Genomic DNA, 20608 nt, shown 5'->3' on the forward strand with positions numbered 1-20608 from the left:
GTCTATTTGTTGTAAAATATCGATTATTTCATAATGCCGAAGTGATATACCGTTTTTTGACGGTAGATATCGCCCGGTTTTAACAGAGGCGAAGCAAAATTGTCTTTGTTCGGAGAATCGGGAAAAAATTGAGGTTCCAGGCATAGAGCCGTTCTGTAATTATATTTTATTCCGCCCTTGCCTGTAATTGTACCGTTCAAAAAATTCCCGGAGTAGAACTGCATACCCGGCTGATCGGTAAATATTTCCAAAACTCTTCCGCTTTTGGGATCGGATAGGGTTACGGCTTTTCTTACATTACCGTCGTATTCATTAAGAGCCCAATTATGGTCGTATCCTTTTCCGTACTTCAGCTGAATGTAGTCCTCGTTAATACGCGCTCCGACCGCCGTCGGTTTTCTGAAATCCATTGGAGTATTTTCAACCGGCGCAATTTCTCCCGTAGGAATTAATTCAGAATCAATAGGCGTAAAATTATCCGCATTAATTGTCAGGATGTGATCTAATATTGTATTTTCAAAATTACCAGAAAGGTTATAATACGCGTGATTGGTAAGGTTTAAAATGGTAGGTTTATCGGTTGTGCCCGCGTATTCAATGAGCAAGTCGTTATTATCATTCAAAGAAAATTTCACTTTCACATCAACGTTACCGGGGTAGCCTTCGTAGCCGTCCGGGCTGTGCAGTTTCATAACCACATATGAGCTCGTATCGTCGGTAACGATTTCCGAATCCCACACCAATTTATGAAATCCTTTAACGCCCCCGTGGAGATGATTGTTGCCGTCATTAATTGTCAGCTGATATTCGCGATCATCGATTTTAAATTTTCCTTTGCCAATTCGGTTGGCATATCTTCCTACGGTAACTCCTATAAAGGAATTGTCGTTAACGTAACCGCTCAAAGAATCGAAGCCGGCGATAATGTCGGCAAAATTACCGTCTTTGTCGGGCGTTACGATCGAAACCAAAGTAGCTCCGTAATTGGTAAGTTTAACGGTCATGCCGTTTGAATTTTTCATTGTGTAGAGAAAGACGGGGGAACCGTCCGGAGCAACGCCGAAATTTTCTTGAATTATTTTGTTCCCGTCGTCCGAATTGCACGATAATATAATAACCGCCAGCAAAATAATTGTTATTCTCCCCATAACAATGCCCTATAAAATTAATAAAAATATTGCCGGATACTTAAAGAAATAATACAATTTAAAATTCTTGAAATGAATAATAAAACTATAATTACTTTTTTCAAAACTTTTTTTTAGAGACTTTGAAGTGAAATCCATGAAATGCTGGGTATCCCGAAATTATAAGGATACCCACAAAAAGTTATTTTTTGTACGTGCTCAACAGATAGTCCGCAACGGCTTCTGCTTCGGCCGGTTTGAGACCCTGGTTCGGCATGGCGGGATAATCGGGATTTATTTTTACCGGATTCAAAATAAATTTGACCAATTCTTCTTTCTTGCCTTCGTATTTGGGGAGCGTTTCGTTATAAGGCGGGCCTACCAATTTCTTGTCGAATTGATGGCATGCGATACATTTCCCATTGTAAATATCCGCGCCGTTTATTACTACTTTCTTCAAGCCGTATTCTTCTTCCAGAGCGGATTTATATTCATCGTAATTTGCAGCGAGGAATGCAAATTGTTTCTTTGTCGCCGTATCCAACGAAGAATATTCCTGCATTACAACGAAGAAGACCGCCAGAACGAATAAATAGACTAACGACGATGCGTATCTTAATTGAGCGTCCCTTATCATAAGATAAAACAGAACGCTTATAAACATTACTACGAAGAGCGCCAAAAGCGTATAGGCAAAAAGATTGTACGACAATGCCTGGTTCGATTTTACCATTATCGACAGGATTATAAATAAAGGCAGTATTATCGAAATAACCAGGCCTGTTTTTAATCCGAAGTTCTTTATAAAGTCGAAGTATTTTTCATCCGATTTAATTGCCTCGGAGGAATATGATCTATAAATTATAAAAGCGGCGGTAAACCCGAATGCGAATAAAATTATCTGTAAGAATCCGACTACGGTTTGTAATGAAAAGATTAAATTAATAAAATAATTACCTGAGTCCCATAGCTCAGGCCGTGTAGTCAAGTTCAACGCCCCTACAAACAAATACACGGAAACTAATAACAAAGCGAGTCCGAAAAAGCCGGATTTCCTCAAAAGCTTATTGGCGCTACTCAGGTAGAAAGACGATTCTTCTTTAATTTCTTCTTTAATATTTTCATTCTCTGTTACCGCTCCCAATATATCTCTCAGATGAAAGCTGTATTTGAACGTATAAATAAATATTATAGCGGCGATATAAAATATGGAAGAAAGCAATATATAGCCTGCTGCCGGTACGTCCGAAAGGTGTAAAAGCTGAGCCACACCGAATGATATGCTCAGTAAGGGCGCCAATCCCAATCCGAGCGCAGACACCTTGTTGAAGGTTGTCAAATCGATAAGGAATTTCGAAAATTTATAATAAACGGCATTATTATTTTTTGCGCTCTTGTTCTTAAAGACAAGAGAAAAAGTCAGCGACCCAATAAGCAAACTGATGTAAGGAATAAAAATCAATAATGCCAGCGCCATCAGATACTTCAGAAGAATCATATGATGCGCAGATTGGGGCAAAACATATTTGTCTAAGAATTCCATATACGAACCATTAAATTTCTGTTAGGAATAATTTACTTATTGAAATTATTACGGTAATTACAAGCACGAACAGATTAACTTTTATAAACGCTTCTTTGAACAACACTCTCTTGACGCGGGCTCCTTTATCGTAAAAGTAGGTCTTAAGAATATTTTTCGTATCGAATATGAGCCAGATACTAAGTAGCAGAAAAGCCATAAAAGAATAGATACTGAAATTGACCGAATAAAACGGAATAAACAAACTGCTTACGGCCAACGCTACTATCCAGACGAAAGTTATTCTGCCTAACTGCGACTCGGAGAAATTCGAAGTAAGCACGGGGAAGCCTGCCTTTTCATAATCCTTGCTATGCAGCAACAGTAGAAGCCAGAAATGGGGTATTTGCCATATAAAGAAAAAGAGAGCCAGCGATAAAATTTGCAAATCGAAAAGACCGCCTCCTGCGGCAGTGTAACCGATAACGGGCGGTATCGCCCCTATCAGCGAACCAGGTATAATTGCAAGCGCATTAATTCTTTTTAACGGCGTATATACAGCATTGTACCAGATCAAAGCTAGAAATGAAAGCGCCAAAGCGGTAATATTGGAGCTGATATAAATTATTAATCCCGCTCCCGCCGTCAAAAGCAGAGCAATTACGCTTGCGCTCTGAACCGAAATTCTGCCCGACGGTATAGGCCTGCCTTTGGTCCTGTCCATTAATTTATCTTTTTCTCTTTCCTGAATTTCGTTTATAACCGATGAACCGCAAGCCATTAAAAAAACGCCGAACGTAACTATCAACATTTGCCAGGTTATGGTTTCAGCATAAAGGATGTACCCTACGGACGTCGACATTGCGACGAAAGCCGTAATTTTGACCTTTGCCAATTCGGAAAATAGCTCCATTGCATTTTTAACACCGGCAATGCCGAAGGTTTTAATATCCGTTAATCCGTAAGATAATCCCGCCATATTCTATTCGCTTTCTTCAACTGTTTTCTTTTGGTTATACAATTTTTCGAAATCGGACTTTTCCATAGCAACCACTTTAGTGTACATCATTGAATGGTTCAAGCCGCAATACTCGGCGCACGCAACGTCGTAGTCTCCCGGCTTAGCCGCCGTAAAAGAGAGAAAGTTTACCTTATTGGGAATTGCATCTTCTTTGATTCTGAAAGCGGGTATATAGAACGAATGATTTACATCCATCGATTTCAATTTCAGTACCACCGGCTTGTTTACGGGCACATAGAGAGTATCTGTTCGCAATCCGTTTTTATAATTAAATTCCCACGACCACATTCTTGCCGTAACGTCCACTTCAAACGCATTTTCGGGAATCTTTCTTATTTCGCTGAATCCAGTATACCCGTAATAGAACATCGACAATACGATTAGCGTGGGAATTGCGATCCAAACTATTTCGAGCCATATATTGCCGTGGATATCAACCGGCCTGTGGCCTTTTTTTCGGTTGTATTTGAAAACGAAATAAATCATTGTAATCGTAATGCCCAGAAGGAGTATAACCGAGATTCCGACTATATAGAGCATTACAAAATCAACTGTTTCCGTATGTACTGACGGTGCAGGCGACATTTTTAAACCTCAACGATAAATAAAATCAAAAAATGTTAATACAAAAATTATCAATAATGTTAATCCGCTGAGAGCCAGGAACACTTTAAAAATCGGCTCGTCGAATTTTATATGCATAAAAATATTAATTACCAACGCCGACTTTATTGCGGCTATAAACATCGCAATAAGTAATGTATAATCTCCCAAATGGATGCCGGCAACGGATACCGTGATTGTAGTTAACGCCAATAACGATAACCAAACAATAATATAAGCGTTGTAACCGATAATATGTTTTTTATTTTCCATTTCGATGCCTCACTGTATAAGATAAAAGAGCGGGAAAAGAAATATCCAGATCAAATCCACAAGATGCCAGTAAAGTCCGGCATTTTCCAGTTTTGTATAATTATCGGGTGTAATATCGTTCTTTATTAAAAAATAGAGCATAAACAAGAGCACAATAACGCCGATAAATACGTGGAGACCATGCAGCCCCGTCATTACATAATAGAGACCAAAGAAGAGGATCTGACCGTTCGGTCTACCCAATAATTCTTCGGAGCCCGGGAAAATGCCATGGTCTATTTTTGTCATCCATTCGAAATATTTATTTACCATGAACATCAGGGCAAACACAACCGTAAGCGAAAGCATTAAAATCGACAAAAATTTATTTTTCTTCTGAATAGCCGCAATTGAAAGAGCGACCGTAAGACTGCTCGTCAGAAGAATTACGGTGTTAAGCGTTCCGATACCGGTATTGAGTTCCATAGCCGCAATACGGAATTGGTCGGGATACTGGTATCTGTAGACGGCATATGCCAGAAACATTCCTCCGAACAAAAGGACTTCGGTAAACAGGAACAGCCACATACCCAATTTAGCTCCCACATCGTCGCGATGCACGTGCGCCGCTGTATGATTATTTTCGTTACCGGCAACGCTGTTATGATTCATTTTTCATCTCCTTGAGCTGGCTGAAATCATATGGTTCATGAGTAATTGTAGGTATTTCTTTGAAATTTTCCATTGGCGGCGGAGAAGGTATATGCCATTCAAGCGTAACGCCTCCCCACGGATTCGGACCCGCTTTCGGACCTTTGCGCAATGAATAGATTAAATTGCCTAACATTATAAATATTGCCAGCGCCAGAATCCACGAACCGACTGTGGATATTTCCTGCAATGTGGCGAACTGCGGCAGATAATCGTAATATCTTCTCGGCATTCCCATATATCCCATAATGAACTTTGTAAAATAGAGCATATTGAATCCGATAAAGAAAAGCAGAACCGCTATATTGGCTGGTTTCTTAAAATACATTCTGCCGAACATTTTCGGGAACCAGTAATGAAGAGCGGCAAAAAAGATTGTGCCTGTTCCTCCAAACATTACATAATGAAAATGCGCCACTACAAAATACGTGTCGTGCAAATGGACGTCCGTCGCCAAAGAACCGAGCACCAAACCAGTCAAACCTCCGATCGAGAAGAGCACTATAAACGCCATCACCCACAAAAACGGAGTCTGCGGATCGATTGAGCCTTTATACATAGTGGCGACCCAGTTGAAAACTTTAACGCCGCTGGGCAAAGCCACAATAAACGTCAGTAGAGAAAATATCCATCTGGCTGTGTCGCTCATCCCGCTTGTAAACATATGATGCGCCCATACAAGATAGCCGACGAATGCAATTGCAAGCGACGACATTGCAATAGCTTTGTAACCGAAAATCGTACGCCTTGCAAATGTCGGAATGATTTCCGAGACTACGCCCATTGCCGGCAGTATCATAATATAGACTGCCGGATGCGAGTAGATCCAGAACAGATGTTGATATAAAATCGGATCGCCGCCCAATGCAGGATCGAAGATTCCCACTCCGAATGCGCGTTCAATAATAACCAACAATATTGTAATACCGATGACCGGCGTTGCAATAATTTGAATCCATGCGGTGGCGTAAGTAGCCCATACGAAAAGCGGCATTTTGAAAAAAGTCATTCCCGGCGCCCGTAAACGATGCACGGTGGTTACAAAATTTATTCCCGTTAATATTGAAGAAAATCCGAGCACAAAAGCCGCGAATATCGCCATCGAAACATTCGTTGAACTGCGTACGCTGTACGGTATGTAAAAAGTCCATCCGGTATCAATCGGTCCGCCCGGCAGGAACAAAGAAATAAAAACAAGAATTGCCCCGGCAACATAAACATAATAAGAGAGCAAATTCAATCTTGGGAATGCCACGTCGCGCGCTCCTATCTGAATAGGCAGGAAGAAGTTTCCGAATATCGCCGGCAAGCCCGGAACAATAAAAAGAAAAATCATTATTACGCCGTGAAGCGTGAACAATGTATTATATGTTTGCGCGTCCATTATCGTCTTGCCGGGCGCAATTAATTCCAGCCTCATCAGAATTCCGATTATAACGCCGACGATAAAGAAAAACGAAATTGTGTATAAATACATCAATCCGATTCTTTTATGGTCGGTCGTCAACAACCAGGACAGTATTCCCGAATATTTATTTGTGCTCTGCTGATAAAAATTCTTTTCTTCTATTGCAACAGCTCCGTTTGCCATTTTTATTTTACTCCGTTGTCTTACTTCTTTTTTTGAATAATAATACGGCTGCAAAGAGTCCTACCCCCAGCAGCATAATAGCGCCGATTATCCTCGTTATATTCAAAGTATAAGAGCGCCCTTCGGGATCGTAACTATAACAAAACTGAAGAACTTTTGAAATAGTCGGATTTTCTTTCCCGGCTTTTGCTTCCAGCATCGCCATTTTAACGTCGAAAGGATTGAACGTTACGCCGAACAGATAACGCGTAATCTTCCCTTCCGGCGAAAGCGCAATAACAGTAGCCGGATGAACATACTGGCTGTCTTTTGTGGGTTTATAGTAAAATCCCGCAGCGTCGGTAACTTTCTTAATGTTTATACTGTCGCCCGTTAAAAATATCCAGTCTTCGGGACTTATTTTCTTTTTAATCGATTCAAGATAATTTTTTTTCCATTTGGCGGCAATCGCCGGTTTTTCCCTGTGATCGAAACTGAGCGAAATAATTTTGTAGTCTCTGCCCGGCGCTAAATCAACTTTATCGATAGTCCACGCCAATTCGTTTAACATAGGACTGCAAATGCCGGGGCATTCATAATAAACCAACGCCAGCAGCGCCGGTTTATCGATCAAACTTTTCAAATTTACGGTGTCGCCGGTCGACGTTACGAACCGGGCGTCGTCGGGAATATATTTGCCCAGTTGCTCGTCTACGCCTACGTCTACGCGCTTTTGTCCGAACGTAAAATTAGTCGTTATTAATAGCGCCAAAAAAGTTGTTATAAATATTTTTTTCATTTTATCTATTTATCGATATTAAATAATCATATATATTTTTCAGGTCGTCTTCTCTAATTTTTTCTATGCCCGGCTTTAACCCTACCGATACCGGATAGTTACCCTTTATTGCTTTGAATTTTTCGTAAGTGATATTTCCGTCCGATAAGAAGGCATAGACCAGTTTGTTCAGGTCAAACGTATATTGAATAATCATATTTGCAGTAGAATTGGAAGTCTTATCATCTTCTATTCTTTTTACAATGCTCGATGTTCTTTCTAACAGCGTTTGATTTTCTTCGGTAAGAATATCAATTGCTTTGCTCACCGGAATTTTATTCGGGATTTCGACGCCTGCGGTTACATTATAGAGCATATCGATATTTTTCAATTCTTCGTCTGTTACCGGGGGGAATTCCGCAAAAGTCCTGATATAATGGATGATTGCAAATCTGTCTTCGGGAGGCAGATATTCGTAAGCCGCCATTCCGTTTTGAATTATTCCTTCCTGCAGCGTTTTGTACATCATGTCGATAGTTCTGCCGTTTGTCCATCCGTCTTGCTGATGAAAGTTTCGAGGTTTGGGATTTAAAGCCGCTCCGGCAGGTCCGTCGCCTCTACCTTCGGAGCCGTGACACGACTGGCAATTTGCGTCGTACAATTCTTTGCCGTGAGCCAGCATTTCCTCCGAAGGAGATTTGACTTTATTAAGATCGACTGCCGGCATAATGCCGCCTTTTGTCTGTACAATTTCTTTTTTTACAATCGAACTGTCTTTAACGCCCACAGGCTGCTCGTTAAAAGAAATCGTTATCAGATTATGACCGAAATAAATGCCCGCCATTAAAAGAATCAATAGAAAATAAGGGAAAAACCATCCGAATAATCGGACGGGATTTTTCAGAAGTTCTCTGAATTTAATTTCGTCTTCTACTTTTATCTTTTTTTCCATAGTTATAATCTGAAATCTATTCCGCGTTTTAGTTTCGGATCGCCAACTGCGACCATGTTGTGTTTATTTGCCATATAACTGAATATTGTCAATAAAATTCCGGCAGCTAAAAGAATAAATCCGATTTCGATCCAGCCAAACACAAAACCTTCTTTTGCAAATGTAGGCATTACCATCCAGTAAAGGTCGTAATAGTGCGCAATCAGAATCACAAACGACATAACAACCAAACGGCGCGGATCTTTTTTGGAGGGCTGCGAAAGCAGTCCGAAATACGGTATAACAAATCTTATAAATATCAATCCTATGCTTACATACTTCCAGCTTCCTTCCCACCTTTCCAGGAACCAGATAGTTTCTTCCGGTAAATTTGCGTACCAAATCAATAAGTACTGAGAAAACGCTATGTAAGCCCAGAAATTTGTAAAAGCAAACAATAGCGCCCCCAAGCTGTAATAGTTGTCGGACGAAATACCTTTGACCAGATAACCGTTTTCAGACAATAATACGATTGCAATTGTAGCGGTTGCTAATCCCGCCAATACCGTACCCGAAAAATAATAGACGCCGAAGATAGTAGAGAACCAGTGCGGTTCAAGGCTCATCAACCAGTCAATTGCCGTAAACGTAATCGTTATTGCAAAAAAAGGCATGAAGACGGCGGAAATCTTAGTATTAATTTTAGTTAATTGCTGGTCTTTAGTTGCATCCTGCTTGAGCGAATTCCGAGTAAGCAAGAAATAGAAGAGCCACCAGACTGCAATAAACGCCGCTACCCGTATAACGAAGAACTCGACATTGAGGTACGGAGCTTTGCTTTTAAGCAATTCATCCATTTCAACCGCTTCCGGATGCATCCAGTGAAATATATGACCCATATTCGCCAGAACGGGCAAAGCTACAAACGGAACCACCAGAACGGATGCGGCAATAAATTCAACTATTCTTCTGAAAGGGACGCTCCATACCGCGCCAGAAAGATATTCCGAGCCAATCAAAAACAAAGCGCCTACGCCAACGCTGATAATAAAAGTCAACAGAATAATATTATTAAACGCGCTTCTTTCGAGATCCGTCATATAACCGAATACCGAGAGAACAATCCCCGCAATCAGGAGAATATATCCGGCGTTAGTAACTTTAGCGGGTATATTTTTTTTCTGGTAAACTATGTCCATATTTATTCCGAATTTTTATTACTCATTTTAAATCGGTTTCCCTGGCGTTCAACGCCCTCTGTAAAGCTCTTACATAATTAACCACCGCCCATCTTTCTTCTTCGTTTAATTGCGTAGAATACGACGGCATGGCGTTTTGTCCTTCGGTTATAACGTGAAAGATACGACCGTCGCTCCAATTTCTTACTTTTTCGGAGTGGAGCGAGGGAGGATTAGGAAACTGACCTCTCAACCTGCTGTCGCCTTCCGCGTGATATCCGTGACAGGGGCTGCAATAAATATCATATTTTTTTTCGCCGAGCTTCAACACTTTCTTCGACATCGGGAGAGGGTTTATCAAATACTTGCCCGCTTCCTCGGGCATATTTTTATAAGGATAAAACTCTTCGCCTCTGGCAACGGTACCTTCTACAGGAGGTCTCATGCCGAAACCGTCTGCAAATATAGAGCTTACGGATTGAGGCGTCAGTTTATCCTGCTCCATCATCCAATTAAACGGAACCATAAACAATAATTTATTGAGCGTAAAATAAGTAGCGCCCGACGTAATAACCGCAGTCGCCAAAAGAAACATTATAAATTTCGGTTCGAGCAGTCGCGGTTTGAATGAAATTTCGTTTTCGTCATAATAAACGGGGGATATTTCTTTAGCGCGTAACGATTCCAAAAATCTCTTTACTTCTTCTTCATTAAACTTATCATCCTCGGCATGAATAAACAAACCGTACTTATCGGACGAGACTTGTTTCATGTAATCTGTGCCGTGCAACGGATGAGCGTTGTTCGGAAGCTTAAAAAAGATAAAGAGCATGGCAAGAACGGTTGCAATCGAAGCCGACAAAACAGTTACTTCGAAAATAACGGGCACGTACGCCGGGAAAGAAAAAAGCGGTTTTCCGCCAATCACTATCGGATAGTCGACTGCGGAAATCCAGTACATCAAGAGCAGAGCAGTCAACGCTCCCGATAGTCCTACTACCAGAGCAACGTAGCCTAATTTCGACGGCGGCAGTTTCATCGCCTCCGGCATTCCGTGTATCGGATACGGCGAATGAACGTCGTACTTTTTATATCCCGCGTCCACCGTCTTTTCGGCGGCTTCAATTATATCATCGGGATTATCGAACAAAGCGGAATAACCGTATAAAATTTTATCTTTCATCTGTCAATGCTCCTTATGAGAAGGTTGAGCCCCGTCTACTACCGCTTTAACTTCGGCAATCGATACGACGGGCAATGCTTTCGTAAAGAGTAAAATCCACGTAAAGAAGAATCCGAAACTCCCGATTAATATCATAAAGTCGACTAAACTCGGCGTAAAATACTGCCAGCTCGAAGGCAAATAATCTCTCGACAATGAAGTAACAACTATTACAAAACGTTCGAACCACATGCCGACATTTACAAACACCGCGATTACAAACATTACGGGGATGGTTCTTCTTATTTTTTTGAACCAGAATAATTGCGGCGCAAGAACGTTACACGAAACCATTATCCAGTAAGCCCACGCATACGGACCGAAAGCGCGATTGATAAACGTAAATTGTTCCGGTTGAACCCCGCTGTACCAGGCAATAAAAAACTCCATCGAATATGCATATCCGACCAACGAGCCCGTCAGTAGAATAATTTTGTTCATCCTTTCGAGCGTATCGACGGTTATAATATGTTCGTAATTGAAAATCTTCCGTACGAAAATCAAAACGTTCTGCACCATCGCAAAGCCCGAGAAAACCGCGCCGGCTACGAAGTATGGCGGAAATATTGTAGTATGCCAGCCGGGCAGTATCGATACGGCAAAATCGAAACTAACTATTGTATGAACAGAAAGGACAAGCGGAGTTGCAAATCCGGCTAAGATCAAATAGACCATTTCATAATGCTGCCAGTGCCTGTTCGAAAATCTCCAGCCGAGACTGAAAATCGAATAGATTACTTTCTTGATTTTGTTCGACGTCTTCTCTCTCAAAGTGGCAAAGTCGGGTATCAATCCCACATACCAGAAAATCAAAGAAACAGTCAGATAGGTCGATACCGCAAATACGTCCCAGAGAAGCGGCGAAGTAAAATTAACCCAGATCGAATGCTGATTGGGATACGGAAAGAGATATCCCGCCAGCCAGGGTCTGCCGGTGTGAATTAGCGGAAATATACCCGCCGTCATCACTGCAAAAATAGTCATGCCCTCGGCAAATCGGGCTATTCCCGTACGCCATTTTTGTCTGAACAAAAATAGGATAGCCGAGATCAAAGTTCCTGCGTGACCGATACCTACCCAGAAGACAAAATTGACAATGCCGAATCCCCATGCCACCGGAATATGATTGCCCCACGTTCCGATACCGTAATAAAAAGTCATAAACAGACCGATGACGAACAACCCGAGCATGGACAACGTAACGGAAAGCGCAATATAAAATTTCTTATCCGGTTTGGTCTCGAGCGGCTTGGAAATTAAATCGTCAAGAGACCTTAACGGCGGTCTGCCTTCTATAACAGAAGCTTCGTGCGTGTAATCGACTGAACTCACTGAATTTCCTCCGTATGGATATTCCTGATTTTAGCTAAATACGAGATATTCGGTTTCACATTCAAAGTTTCCAGTACGTGATATGCAAGGTCGTGTCCTCTTAACTTTGCGATTTCGGAATTCGGGTCGTTCACGTTTCCGAATACAATGGCTTCGGAAGGACAAGCTTGCTGGCAGGCTGTCTGAATTCCGGCGCCTTTAAATTCTTCGCCTCTGGCTATAGCTTCGGAACGGGCTTCCATAATTCTTTGAATGCAGAAAGTACACTTTTCCATAACGCCCCTGGAACGAACTGTAACTTCTGGATTATTTACAAGCGAGGTCAATTCGTTTTCGTAATATGAGTCTTCAAAATGATCCCTGTAATTGTAAAAGTTGAATCTTCTCACTTTATATGGACAGTTATTCGAACAATATCTGGTTCCGACGCAGCGGTTGTACACCATTTGATTCAAGCCGTCGGGGCTGTGATTCGTAGCGTTGACCGGACATACATTTTCGCACGGCGCATTATCGCAATGCTGGCACAACATGGGCTGATTGCTTACTACAGGCTCGTCGGGCGTGCCCGAATAGTACCTGTCTATACGAATCCATTGCATTTCCCTTCCTTTTGCGACCTGATCTTTTCCCACCACAGGCACATTATTCTCAACGTTGCACGACGCCACGCAAGCATTGCATCCCGTACATTTGTTCAGATCTATTGCCATAGCCCATTTTACGCCGTCGTATTTATGCTCGTCGGTGATACTGAAAAGTTCGTGTTTTTCCTCATGCAGAAAATGATGATTTTTTTTGTATTGAGGAAGCGTGCCTTCCTGAATAATTTTTCTGATACGATGAAAGTCTTTTACGAATGTATCGTCAAGCGAATGATGTTCCTGTGTGGAAGCCAGAGTATACTTTCCTTCGGATTTGTTAAGTTTTACGCCTGTCTGAATAAAAGGAGAATAGTCCGAATTTTTTGTTATAAATACGAGAGGATTAAAACCAACGCCTTCGCCCACTACGCCTGCGCTCTTTCTTCCGTATCCCGCTTCTATGTGAAGAGTATCGTCGCTCATTCCGGGCTGGACAAATACAGGCAGTTTAAGACTGACTTCATTATAAGAAACTTCGGCCATATCGTTCATTTCAAGATTCATTTTCTTGGCCGTAGCGGGCGATATCGACAAATAATTATCCCAAGTAACTTTGGTTACCGGATGCGGTAATTCCTGAAGCCAACCGTTATTTGCATATTTTCCGTCGCCTACAAAGTAACTTTCGGTTATCAACAAAGTGTATTCACCCGCGGGAACTTTAGTATTCATAAGTTCTTTCAATGAGCCGGGATTGAAGACAAGCTTTTCAGCGCTTTCATTGAATTCGACGAATCCGTCGTGTAAGGAAGCGTACCAAAAAGCTTTGAAATCCGAGGCGGGTTTTATTTTCTCATAAACCTGCGCTCTGCAAGTTTCGGCTATGAAATCGCGATATCTGCCGTCATTGAATTCATCGTCAATACCTTCCGACCATCTTAACAATATAGCTTCTTTCTGGCGCGTATCGAATAAGGGCGCGATAACAGGCTGTTGCAAGCCATAGACGCCGCTGCGCGCATAATCATCGCCCCAGCTCTCGAATGGCGCGCTTTCCGGAAGCACATACCCGCTCAAGTCCGCGGTTTCGCTTTTTGTACTTGTAATTGTAACTACTGTCGGAACGGATTTAAGCGCATCGGCATATCTGAAATCTGCGGGAAGATGAAAAACGGGATTTGTGTCCAAATGAATAACTACGCCTACATTACCGGTACGCATATTATCACATAAAGTCCGGATATCGTTCATTTCCGATAACGGAAGTAGATCAACAAACGAATATTTCGTGTCGTATAATTCGGTATTGCCAAGAATTTCATTCAGCAAGTTAGCAGCCAGGTGCATTTCTACAGGTAAATTGCTACCTGTATATACTATAGATTTGCCCCTGTTTCCGTCCAGGTCTTCGATCAGAAGTTTTATTTTTTCATCTTCCTGAAATTCCTCGAGATCGAATTTTCCGAGAAACGACTCAAAATCCGAAGGAAGTTTTATTTGGCTTCCTTTTTTATAAAGAGCGTTAGCCAAGCCCATTAATAAATTAAATTGTTTTAAAGGACTGACTCTGAGTCTGTAATCCGCCATCATCCCGGTAACGCTCATCCGGCTTTCGGCTATGTACAATCGGTTTAGTTTACCGTTATTAACAATATCCCGTCCTTGAGAAAATCTTCTTGTATTTTCGATGTAATTTCCTTCGTTGCCCAGGAAGTCGCCTTCGACGCTGAATATTACATCGGCTTGCTCCCATCGAATCGCAGGATATTCACTCGAGCCATAGGAAATTTCCCATGCTTTTTGGCGCGTGCTTTCATTGAAGAGCTGATAAGAATAAATTTTTGTTGTGGGATATTTTTTCTTGAATTGCTCCATTACTCTCAAAGTCGAAGGAGATTTAACGTTTCCCGCAAAGAGCGCGATTTCTTTATTCTCATCAGCCGCTTTTTTCAAAGCGTCGACTATTTCCGAATCGACTCTTTTCCAGTCCGACCTTCTCCCTTTAATAACCGGGTAACGGAGTCTTTCCGGATCATATAAATTATAAATCGAAGCCTGACCTTTTGCGCAAAGTTTACCGCGATTGATCGGATGTTCGGGATTGCCGTCGACTTTAATTGGTCTTCCTTCTCGCGTTTTAATCAATACGCCGCATGCGCTGGTGCAACCCGCGCACGTAGAGGCATAGTAATTTGCTTTACCGGGCAAGAGATGTTCGGGCTTTTTGTTATAAGGAATTATTTCGCCTTTATCGCGGTAATCCGTACATGCCGTAGCTCCTATGGCTGCGGTCGCAGAAACCAGCGCCAGAAATTTCCGGCGCGATAGTTTTGATAATTTATCGGGGTCAAAATCTTCCGTTACCCCTTCCATAAATTCGTTCTCTTTTATTTTACGAATCTCTTCGCTGTCGTTATAGTCTTTCAGGCTTTTCCAGAAATCTTTTTTGTTCATAATTGAAACCTTATTTTACTCTTTTTACGGCGTCTTTATGAATGTTTACTTTTATTTTGTCGTTGCTCTTGAATTTCAAAAATCTTTTGGGCAATAGAGCGGCAATGAATCCCGCCAGAGACAAAACGCCGATTGTTTCAAAAAATTTTCTTCTTTTATAAATTTTTTCCATCTCTTCTCCGGCTATCTGTGACAAGCAAAACAATTTTCAGGACCGTTTTTTACGTCCTTCAGATACGGTAAATTTTCATGCGGACTGCGATGGCAATCGAGACACGCAGCCATCGTAAACTGTCTGACCTGAGAAATTTTTTCCATCTGAGCCACGTCGCCATGACAGCTTTCGCATTGAATGCCTTTATTGACATGGACGCTGTGATTGAAATAAGCGTAGTCGGGCACTTTATGAATTCTCTTCCAGGGTATCGGTTTATTTTCTTCGTAATATTTGGCGAGTTTAATTATTTCGGGACTATCCTTGCGGGCGTAAGTATGACAATTCATACAGATGTTGACAGACGGAATTGCTGCTTGCCTTGACTTTTCGACGCCTACGTGACAATATTGACAATCGATAGCCATATCGCCGGCGTGAAGTTTGTGTGAAAAATTAATCGGTTGTTCAGGCTCGTACCCGAGACCGTCCCGTTCCGGACGAGAAACGTAATAGGTAACGATAAAAGTTGAAATAATGACAAATAATGTCAGAGGCAACCGAATTTTAAGAAGATAATCCAAATAATGTTTTTTCATCAATGGCTCTGAATTAAGATTAATAATAAGATATTATGTACAATTATCTGAATTCAAGATTTAAATATACACAACAACGAGAATCTAACAAAAATTCATTAATAGAAAAAATTATTTTTTTCGTTCAACTACAAAATGAACGAGCCCTGAGAGAGAGTCTTTGGCGTCGCAGTCTTCGAACTGCTCGAGACAAGTCAACGCCTTACGCGCATATTCATTGGCTTTTTCTTCGGCGTAACTTATGCCGTCGTGTTTTTTTACAAACTCAATAACTGTATTAACATCCAGGTTTTTCCCTCCGTTTTTAATTAATTTCAAAACGGATTTGGCTTCGTCATTATCTGCTTTACTCAACGCATAAATCAAAGGCAAAGTAAGCTTTCTTTCCCTTATGTCACCGGCCAGAGGTTTGCCTAAAATACTCGATTTGCCAATGAAGTCGAGTATATCGTCACGAATTTGAAAAGCTATGCCGAGGTTTTCGCCGAACTCCCGCATTGCTTTAATTTTGTTAGAGTCGTTCGTGGCGGCCATAGCTCCGATTTCGCAACAAGTAGACAATAACGAAGCGGTTTTATCCGAAATAATCCTGAAATATGTAGCCTCATCGTTATTTAGTTTTCTCGTTTTTCTTATCTGTAACAGTTCGCCTTCCGACATCCTTTTTACGGTATTCGTAATCACTTTGAGGAAGTCGTGGTCTTCATATTCGACGGCTAACATAAGTCCCTTTGCCAGCAGATAATCGCCCATCAGAACTGCAACTTTATTTTTCCATATTGCATTTATCGACGGGAAATTTCGTCTTGTATCGGCATTGTCAACGACGTCGTCGTGCACTAAAGTGGCAGTATGGAGCAATTCAACGAGTCCGGCTCCCCTGTAGCTTCTTTCGGTAATGCCTCCGGATATTTTACTGGAGAGCAAAACAAGCAGAGGGCGAATTTTTTTCCCTTTCTGCTTTAGAATATACTTAGTGACAAGGTCTACAATGCCTACATTCGACTTTAGCGATTTTTTAAAAACGGCATTGAATTCTTTTAACTCTTTATCGACGCTGTGTGTTATATCGGAAAGCGTATGAATGCTCAATTTTTCTTCTGGAATATTTTTGAAACTAAAATACTTATTTCGTATAAGAAAACCAATGGAACAGCCAGAATAATCTGAGATACCGGATCGGTGCCGGGAGTTAAAATTGCGGCAAGTATCAAAATGGCGACAATTGCATGTCTGCGGTAACGTCTCATTATGCCGGGATTAAGTATCCCGATTTTAGTCAGGAAAAAAGAAAGCATCGGGAGTTCAAATACGAGTCCGGCGCCGATAATTACGCTTAAAATAATCGAGAAATATTCGTCGATTGCAAAGTTATTTTCGATAGCTTCCGAGCCGAATTCAGCCGCAAACTTCAACGTCAAAGGCAGCATTACGAAATAAGCAAATACAACTCCCGCCAAAAAACAAAACGTTGTAAAAATAACTATCGAAGTAATATATTTTTTTTCGTTTTCTTTTAAAGCCGGAGCTATGAATTTCCAGAACTGATAGACGACATTCGGAAAGCTAAAAATCAAACCGACGATAATCGCCACCTGAAAATACAAGAACAATTGTCCGAACGGTCTGAGATTCTGAAGTTTTATATGCGATTGACGCGCCGGCAGCAAAAGGATTCCATCGATAATAAAATCGATGAACACCCAGGCTATAATAGCGCCTATTAAAATTCCGATCAAAGAGTAAATGATTCGCCACCTCAATTCTTCGAGGTGTTCAAGAAAAGTCATTTCGACTTCACCGGACTCGTTTTCTTCATTCAGGAGTTTGGTATCGTCTGCCACTTAATCAACCGTTAATTAATTCGGGATAAAGCGGAAATTTCGAGCAAAGTTCTTTCACTTCCGATTTAATATTATTCAGCTCCTCTTCGTTTTCCACGTTTTTAATGGCTCTGTCGATAAACGAAGCAATTATTTTCATTTCGTTTTCTTTCATGCCGCGTGTAGTAACTGCCGGAGTTCCGATTCTAATACCGCTGGTAACGAACGGGCTTTTCGTATCGAAAGGAATCATGTTTTTATTTACCGTCATACCGGCTGCGCCCAAAGCATTCTCGGCTTTTTTACCGCTAATATTTTTATTGGTTAAATCGATAAGCATCAGATGATTGTCCGTACCGCCCGATACAACTTCGTATCCCAGAGCCATCAATTCGGCCGCTAGAGTTTTTGCATTCGATATCACCTGTTTGGCATAGATTTCAAACGAATCCTGAAGAGCTTCGCCGAATGCAACGGCTTTTGCCATAATTACATGCATCAGCGGTCCGCCCTGTATTCCGGGCATTACCATTCCGTCAAAAATTTCGGACATTAATTTAAGCCTGTCGCCTTTGACGGTTTTAATACCCATCGGATTTTCTTTGTCTTTTCCGATTAAGATCACGCCGCCTCTGGGACCTCTCAATGTTTTATGCGTTGTGGATGTAACCACGTCGCAATAAGGCAGAGGATTGTTCAATAAACCCTTGGCGATTAATCCTGCGGGATGCGCCATATCGCACATTAAAAAAGCGCCTACTTTATCGGCAATTTCACGGAATTTACTGTAATCCCAGTCTCGTGAATACGCGCTTGCGCCGGCGACGATAAGTTTCGGTTTTTCTTTTTTTGCTATATCTTCTATTAAATTATAGTCGAGGAGTTTGGTTTCTTTGCTCAATGTATAAGAGACGGCATTGTATATTTGACCCGAAAAATTCACCGGCGAACCGTGAGTAAGATGTCCGCCCTGATCCAGACTCAACCCCAGAATTTTATCGCCGGGATTCAACAGCGCCATAAAGACCGCCATATTTGCCTGAGACCCGCTGTGAGGCTGAACGTTTACGTACTCGGCTCCGAACAATTTTTTCAATCTTTCGCGAGCCAGCTCCTCGGCCATATCAACATACTCGCAGCCGCCGTAATATCTTTTACCCGGATATCCTTCGGCATATTTATTGGTCAATACGGAACCTGTCGCAGCAAGCACGGCAAGACTCACAAAGTTTTCAGAAGCTATTAATTCGAGGTTGTTAACCTGCCTTCCGATTTCAAGATTCAATATCTTTGAAATTTCAGGGTCGTTAGCCAGATAATTAAGCATAATTTTTTCCTGTGATTTTTTTTAACACACAAATATAAAGTTTTCCTTCCGGTTATTCTAACATTAATTTGCGTTGATAAAAAATGATAATTGTCAGTCGGCAAAAAAAAAGCCGTCCCCGATTAAAGAGACGGCAATTAATCTTAATTACATTAAAATCTTACGGCACTTGAATCGACCTGTCGATCCACGAGTAGCAGGCTCCTTCGATTTTAATGGTATCGCCCGATTTAAGTTTTCTGAAGAAATAATCCTCTTTAGTAGGCACCGAATTTTGCAGAGCTTTAACGCGGTCTGCGGCAACCGTAGCGTATTGCCCGCCCAAAGAAGCGGCTTTTCTGTAGGTATCAACTGCAAGTTGATAAACGCATTTAGCCATAAAATCATAATCGCAGGAACGCGCAGCCTGCTCGTACAATTGCGCTTCAATAAGATACGGATAGTCCCACTGCGGATCGATTTTCATGGCTTTCTGAAGATAAGTTCTAGCAACCGAAAGCTGATCCAATCTTTTATAAATCAACGCGAGATTGACGTAATTTTCTTTTCCGTCGGGCTGGAGTTCGATAACTTTTTTGTAAGCGTTAATTGCTTTGTCTGTTTTGTCGAGCTTATCGTAAGCGCTTGCAAGCTGTTTCCAGTAATTGATTACATCCGGCGCTTTTTGAGTAAGAAATTCAAGCGGCTCTACGGCTTTTTCATAATCCTGAGCTCTCAGACAGGTAGAAGCATATTTCCATGCTTTTTCGAGATTTTCCTTGTCGAGGTCCCACGATTTTTTTGTGATCTCAACCAATTCTTCGATATTCTCGGCAATCGATTCCAATTTTTGTATCCATAACGGATTATCCGGCTCGGCTTCGGATAATTTTGAATAGAGATCGAGCGCCTTTAACTTATACCCGTTTTCTTCGTTGGCGCTTTTGATGTAGAGAATTCCGAGTCTGTCCTTATAAAACGCGGGCAATTCGGGATCTTTGGCCAGAGCTTCTTCGTAAACGGGAATAATTTTCTCGGCGGATTCATCTGCCCATACTTCCATAACGTAAGCTTTACGCGCTAAATAATATCCCGCCAAATCGGGTTCATATTGTATCGCTTTGTCGTAGAAGTAAAGAATGGTGTCGGTAAGCGCTTTCTTTTCGTCGTCGGTAGCGTTCGTACTGTCGTGCAAATACCAGAGCGTTTCTTCCATTTTAGGGAATATTTTGTATTTAATGAATTGCGATGGATCCTCATTGATAACTTTCCATCCGTAAGGAGCCGCGCTGACATAATCTTTATTCTTATGATATTCGTAGAATAAAGAAAAGTTAGCCATCAATTGATTTTGGGCATATAATGAAGAAACGCCTAAAAGATAGGTCATCATCAGCAAATATTTTAAGTGTTTCAATTTGTAAATCCCCTAATTTGTTTT

General features: G+C 41.4%; 19 protein-coding genes. All 19 read right to left on the reverse strand.

Features of this window, described 5'->3' with window-relative positions; all coding sequences use genetic code 11:
- Positions 1–23 precede the first annotated feature (23 nt).
- Complete coding sequence (locus tag ACOYVE_RS04285) at positions 24–1148, reverse strand: aldose epimerase family protein (protein WP_422880976.1); 1125 nt, start codon at positions 1146–1148, stop codon at positions 24–26.
- A 181-nt stretch (positions 1149–1329) separates the two neighbouring features.
- Positions 1330–2670: a c-type cytochrome gene (locus ACOYVE_RS04290; protein WP_422880978.1), complete on the reverse strand. Its 1341-nt coding sequence runs from the start codon at positions 2668–2670 to the stop codon at positions 1330–1332.
- Between the two features lie 10 nt (positions 2671–2680).
- Positions 2681–3628, reverse strand: coding sequence for a protoheme IX farnesyltransferase (locus ACOYVE_RS04295; RefSeq protein WP_422880980.1), 948 nt, complete (start codon positions 3626–3628; stop codon positions 2681–2683).
- A gap of 3 nt (positions 3629–3631) precedes the next feature.
- On the reverse strand, positions 3632–4255 hold the full coding sequence (gene coxB / locus ACOYVE_RS04300; RefSeq protein ID WP_422880982.1) for a cytochrome c oxidase subunit II: 624 nt from the start codon (positions 4253–4255) through the stop codon (positions 3632–3634).
- A gap of 9 nt (positions 4256–4264) precedes the next feature.
- Positions 4265–4546 (reverse strand): cytochrome C oxidase subunit IV family protein, encoded by a 282-nt coding sequence (locus ACOYVE_RS04305; RefSeq protein ID WP_422880984.1) that lies wholly within the window; start codon positions 4544–4546, stop codon positions 4265–4267.
- 9 nt (positions 4547–4555) lie between these two features.
- Positions 4556–5197, reverse strand: a complete 642-nt coding sequence (locus ACOYVE_RS04310) for a cytochrome c oxidase subunit 3 family protein (RefSeq protein ID WP_422880986.1) — start codon at positions 5195–5197, stop codon at positions 4556–4558.
- Positions 5187–6827 (reverse strand): cytochrome c oxidase subunit I, encoded by a 1641-nt coding sequence (gene ctaD / locus ACOYVE_RS04315; RefSeq protein ID WP_422880987.1) that lies wholly within the window; start codon positions 6825–6827, stop codon positions 5187–5189. Before ctaD ends, ACOYVE_RS04310 begins: the two co-directional genes overlap by 11 nt.
- A gap of 7 nt (positions 6828–6834) precedes the next feature.
- Positions 6835–7605, reverse strand: a complete 771-nt coding sequence (locus ACOYVE_RS04320) for an SCO family protein (RefSeq protein ID WP_014854720.1) — start codon at positions 7603–7605, stop codon at positions 6835–6837.
- 1 nt (position 7606) lies between these two features.
- Positions 7607–8536 carry a c-type cytochrome gene (locus ACOYVE_RS04325; protein ID WP_014854721.1) on the reverse strand — a complete coding sequence of 310 codons (930 nt, stop codon included), beginning with the start codon at positions 8534–8536 and terminating at the stop codon, positions 7607–7609.
- Positions 8537–8538: 2 nt separating this feature from the next.
- Positions 8539–9714, reverse strand: coding sequence for a quinol:cytochrome C oxidoreductase (locus ACOYVE_RS04330; RefSeq protein WP_422880989.1), 1176 nt, complete (start codon positions 9712–9714; stop codon positions 8539–8541).
- A 22-nt stretch (positions 9715–9736) separates the two neighbouring features.
- Positions 9737–10876 (reverse strand): quinol:electron acceptor oxidoreductase subunit ActD, encoded by a 1140-nt coding sequence (locus tag ACOYVE_RS04335; RefSeq protein ID WP_014854723.1) that lies wholly within the window; start codon positions 10874–10876, stop codon positions 9737–9739.
- A gap of 3 nt (positions 10877–10879) precedes the next feature.
- On the reverse strand, positions 10880–12247 hold the full coding sequence (nrfD, locus tag ACOYVE_RS04340) for an NrfD/PsrC family molybdoenzyme membrane anchor subunit (RefSeq protein ID WP_014854724.1): 1368 nt from the start codon (positions 12245–12247) through the stop codon (positions 10880–10882).
- Positions 12244–15285, reverse strand: coding sequence for a TAT-variant-translocated molybdopterin oxidoreductase (locus tag ACOYVE_RS04345; protein ID WP_422880991.1), 3042 nt, complete (start codon positions 15283–15285; stop codon positions 12244–12246). Before ACOYVE_RS04345 ends, nrfD begins: the two co-directional genes overlap by 4 nt.
- Before the next feature lie 10 nt (positions 15286–15295).
- Positions 15296–15457: a hypothetical protein gene (locus ACOYVE_RS04350; RefSeq protein ID WP_157867271.1), complete on the reverse strand. Its 162-nt coding sequence runs from the start codon at positions 15455–15457 to the stop codon at positions 15296–15298.
- Positions 15458–15468: 11 nt separating this feature from the next.
- Positions 15469–16038: a cytochrome c3 family protein gene (locus tag ACOYVE_RS04355; RefSeq protein ID WP_422880993.1), complete on the reverse strand. Its 570-nt coding sequence runs from the start codon at positions 16036–16038 to the stop codon at positions 15469–15471.
- Positions 16039–16149: 111 nt separating this feature from the next.
- Positions 16150–17130, reverse strand: coding sequence for a polyprenyl synthetase family protein (locus ACOYVE_RS04360; protein WP_422880995.1), 981 nt, complete (start codon positions 17128–17130; stop codon positions 16150–16152).
- Complete coding sequence (tatC, locus tag ACOYVE_RS04365) at positions 17127–17882, reverse strand: twin-arginine translocase subunit TatC (protein ID WP_014854728.1); 756 nt, start codon at positions 17880–17882, stop codon at positions 17127–17129. The genes ACOYVE_RS04360 and tatC overlap by 4 nt, the downstream gene beginning before the upstream one ends.
- Positions 17883–17886: 4 nt before the next feature.
- Positions 17887–19188, reverse strand: coding sequence for a serine hydroxymethyltransferase (gene glyA / locus ACOYVE_RS04370; protein WP_014854729.1), 1302 nt, complete (start codon positions 19186–19188; stop codon positions 17887–17889).
- A gap of 160 nt (positions 19189–19348) precedes the next feature.
- Positions 19349–20584, reverse strand: a complete 1236-nt coding sequence (locus tag ACOYVE_RS04375) for a tetratricopeptide repeat protein (RefSeq protein ID WP_014854730.1) — start codon at positions 20582–20584, stop codon at positions 19349–19351.
- Positions 20585–20608 lie beyond the last annotated feature (24 nt).

Origin of the sequence: Melioribacter sp. (assembly GCF_049325435.1) — a bacterium.
Classification (GTDB): Bacteria; Bacteroidota; Ignavibacteria; order Ignavibacteriales; family Melioribacteraceae; genus Melioribacter; species Melioribacter roseus.

Coding starts and splice junctions, on each gene's coding strand:
- ACOYVE_RS04285 (WP_422880976.1), bottom strand. CDS start 1,148: ATGGGGAGAATAACAATTATTTTGCTGGCGGTTATTATATTATCGTGC.
- ACOYVE_RS04290 (WP_422880978.1), bottom strand. CDS start 2,670: ATGGAATTCTTAGACAAATATGTTTTGCCCCAATCTGCGCATCATATG.
- ACOYVE_RS04295 (WP_422880980.1), bottom strand. CDS start 3,628: ATGGCGGGATTATCTTACGGATTAACGGATATTAAAACCTTCGGCATT.
- coxB (WP_422880982.1), bottom strand. CDS start 4,255: ATGTCGCCTGCACCGTCAGTACATACGGAAACAGTTGATTTTGTAATG.
- ACOYVE_RS04305 (WP_422880984.1), bottom strand. CDS start 4,546: ATGGAAAATAAAAAACATATTATCGGTTACAACGCTTATATTATTGTT.
- ACOYVE_RS04310 (WP_422880986.1), bottom strand. CDS start 5,197: ATGAATCATAACAGCGTTGCCGGTAACGAAAATAATCATACAGCGGCG.
- ctaD (WP_422880987.1), bottom strand. CDS start 6,827: ATGGCAAACGGAGCTGTTGCAATAGAAGAAAAGAATTTTTATCAGCAG.
- ACOYVE_RS04320 (WP_014854720.1), bottom strand. CDS start 7,605: ATGAAAAAAATATTTATAACAACTTTTTTGGCGCTATTAATAACGACT.
- ACOYVE_RS04325 (WP_014854721.1), bottom strand. CDS start 8,536: ATGGAAAAAAAGATAAAAGTAGAAGACGAAATTAAATTCAGAGAACTT.
- ACOYVE_RS04330 (WP_422880989.1), bottom strand. CDS start 9,714: ATGGACATAGTTTACCAGAAAAAAAATATACCCGCTAAAGTTACTAAC.
- ACOYVE_RS04335 (WP_014854723.1), bottom strand. CDS start 10,876: ATGAAAGATAAAATTTTATACGGTTATTCCGCTTTGTTCGATAATCCC.
- ACOYVE_RS04345 (WP_422880991.1), bottom strand. CDS start 15,285: ATGAACAAAAAAGATTTCTGGAAAAGCCTGAAAGACTATAACGACAGC.
- ACOYVE_RS04350 (WP_157867271.1), bottom strand. CDS start 15,457: ATGGAAAAAATTTATAAAAGAAGAAAATTTTTTGAAACAATCGGCGTT.
- ACOYVE_RS04355 (WP_422880993.1), bottom strand. CDS start 16,038: ATGAAAAAACATTATTTGGATTATCTTCTTAAAATTCGGTTGCCTCTG.
- glyA (WP_014854729.1), bottom strand. CDS start 19,188: ATGCTTAATTATCTGGCTAACGACCCTGAAATTTCAAAGATATTGAAT.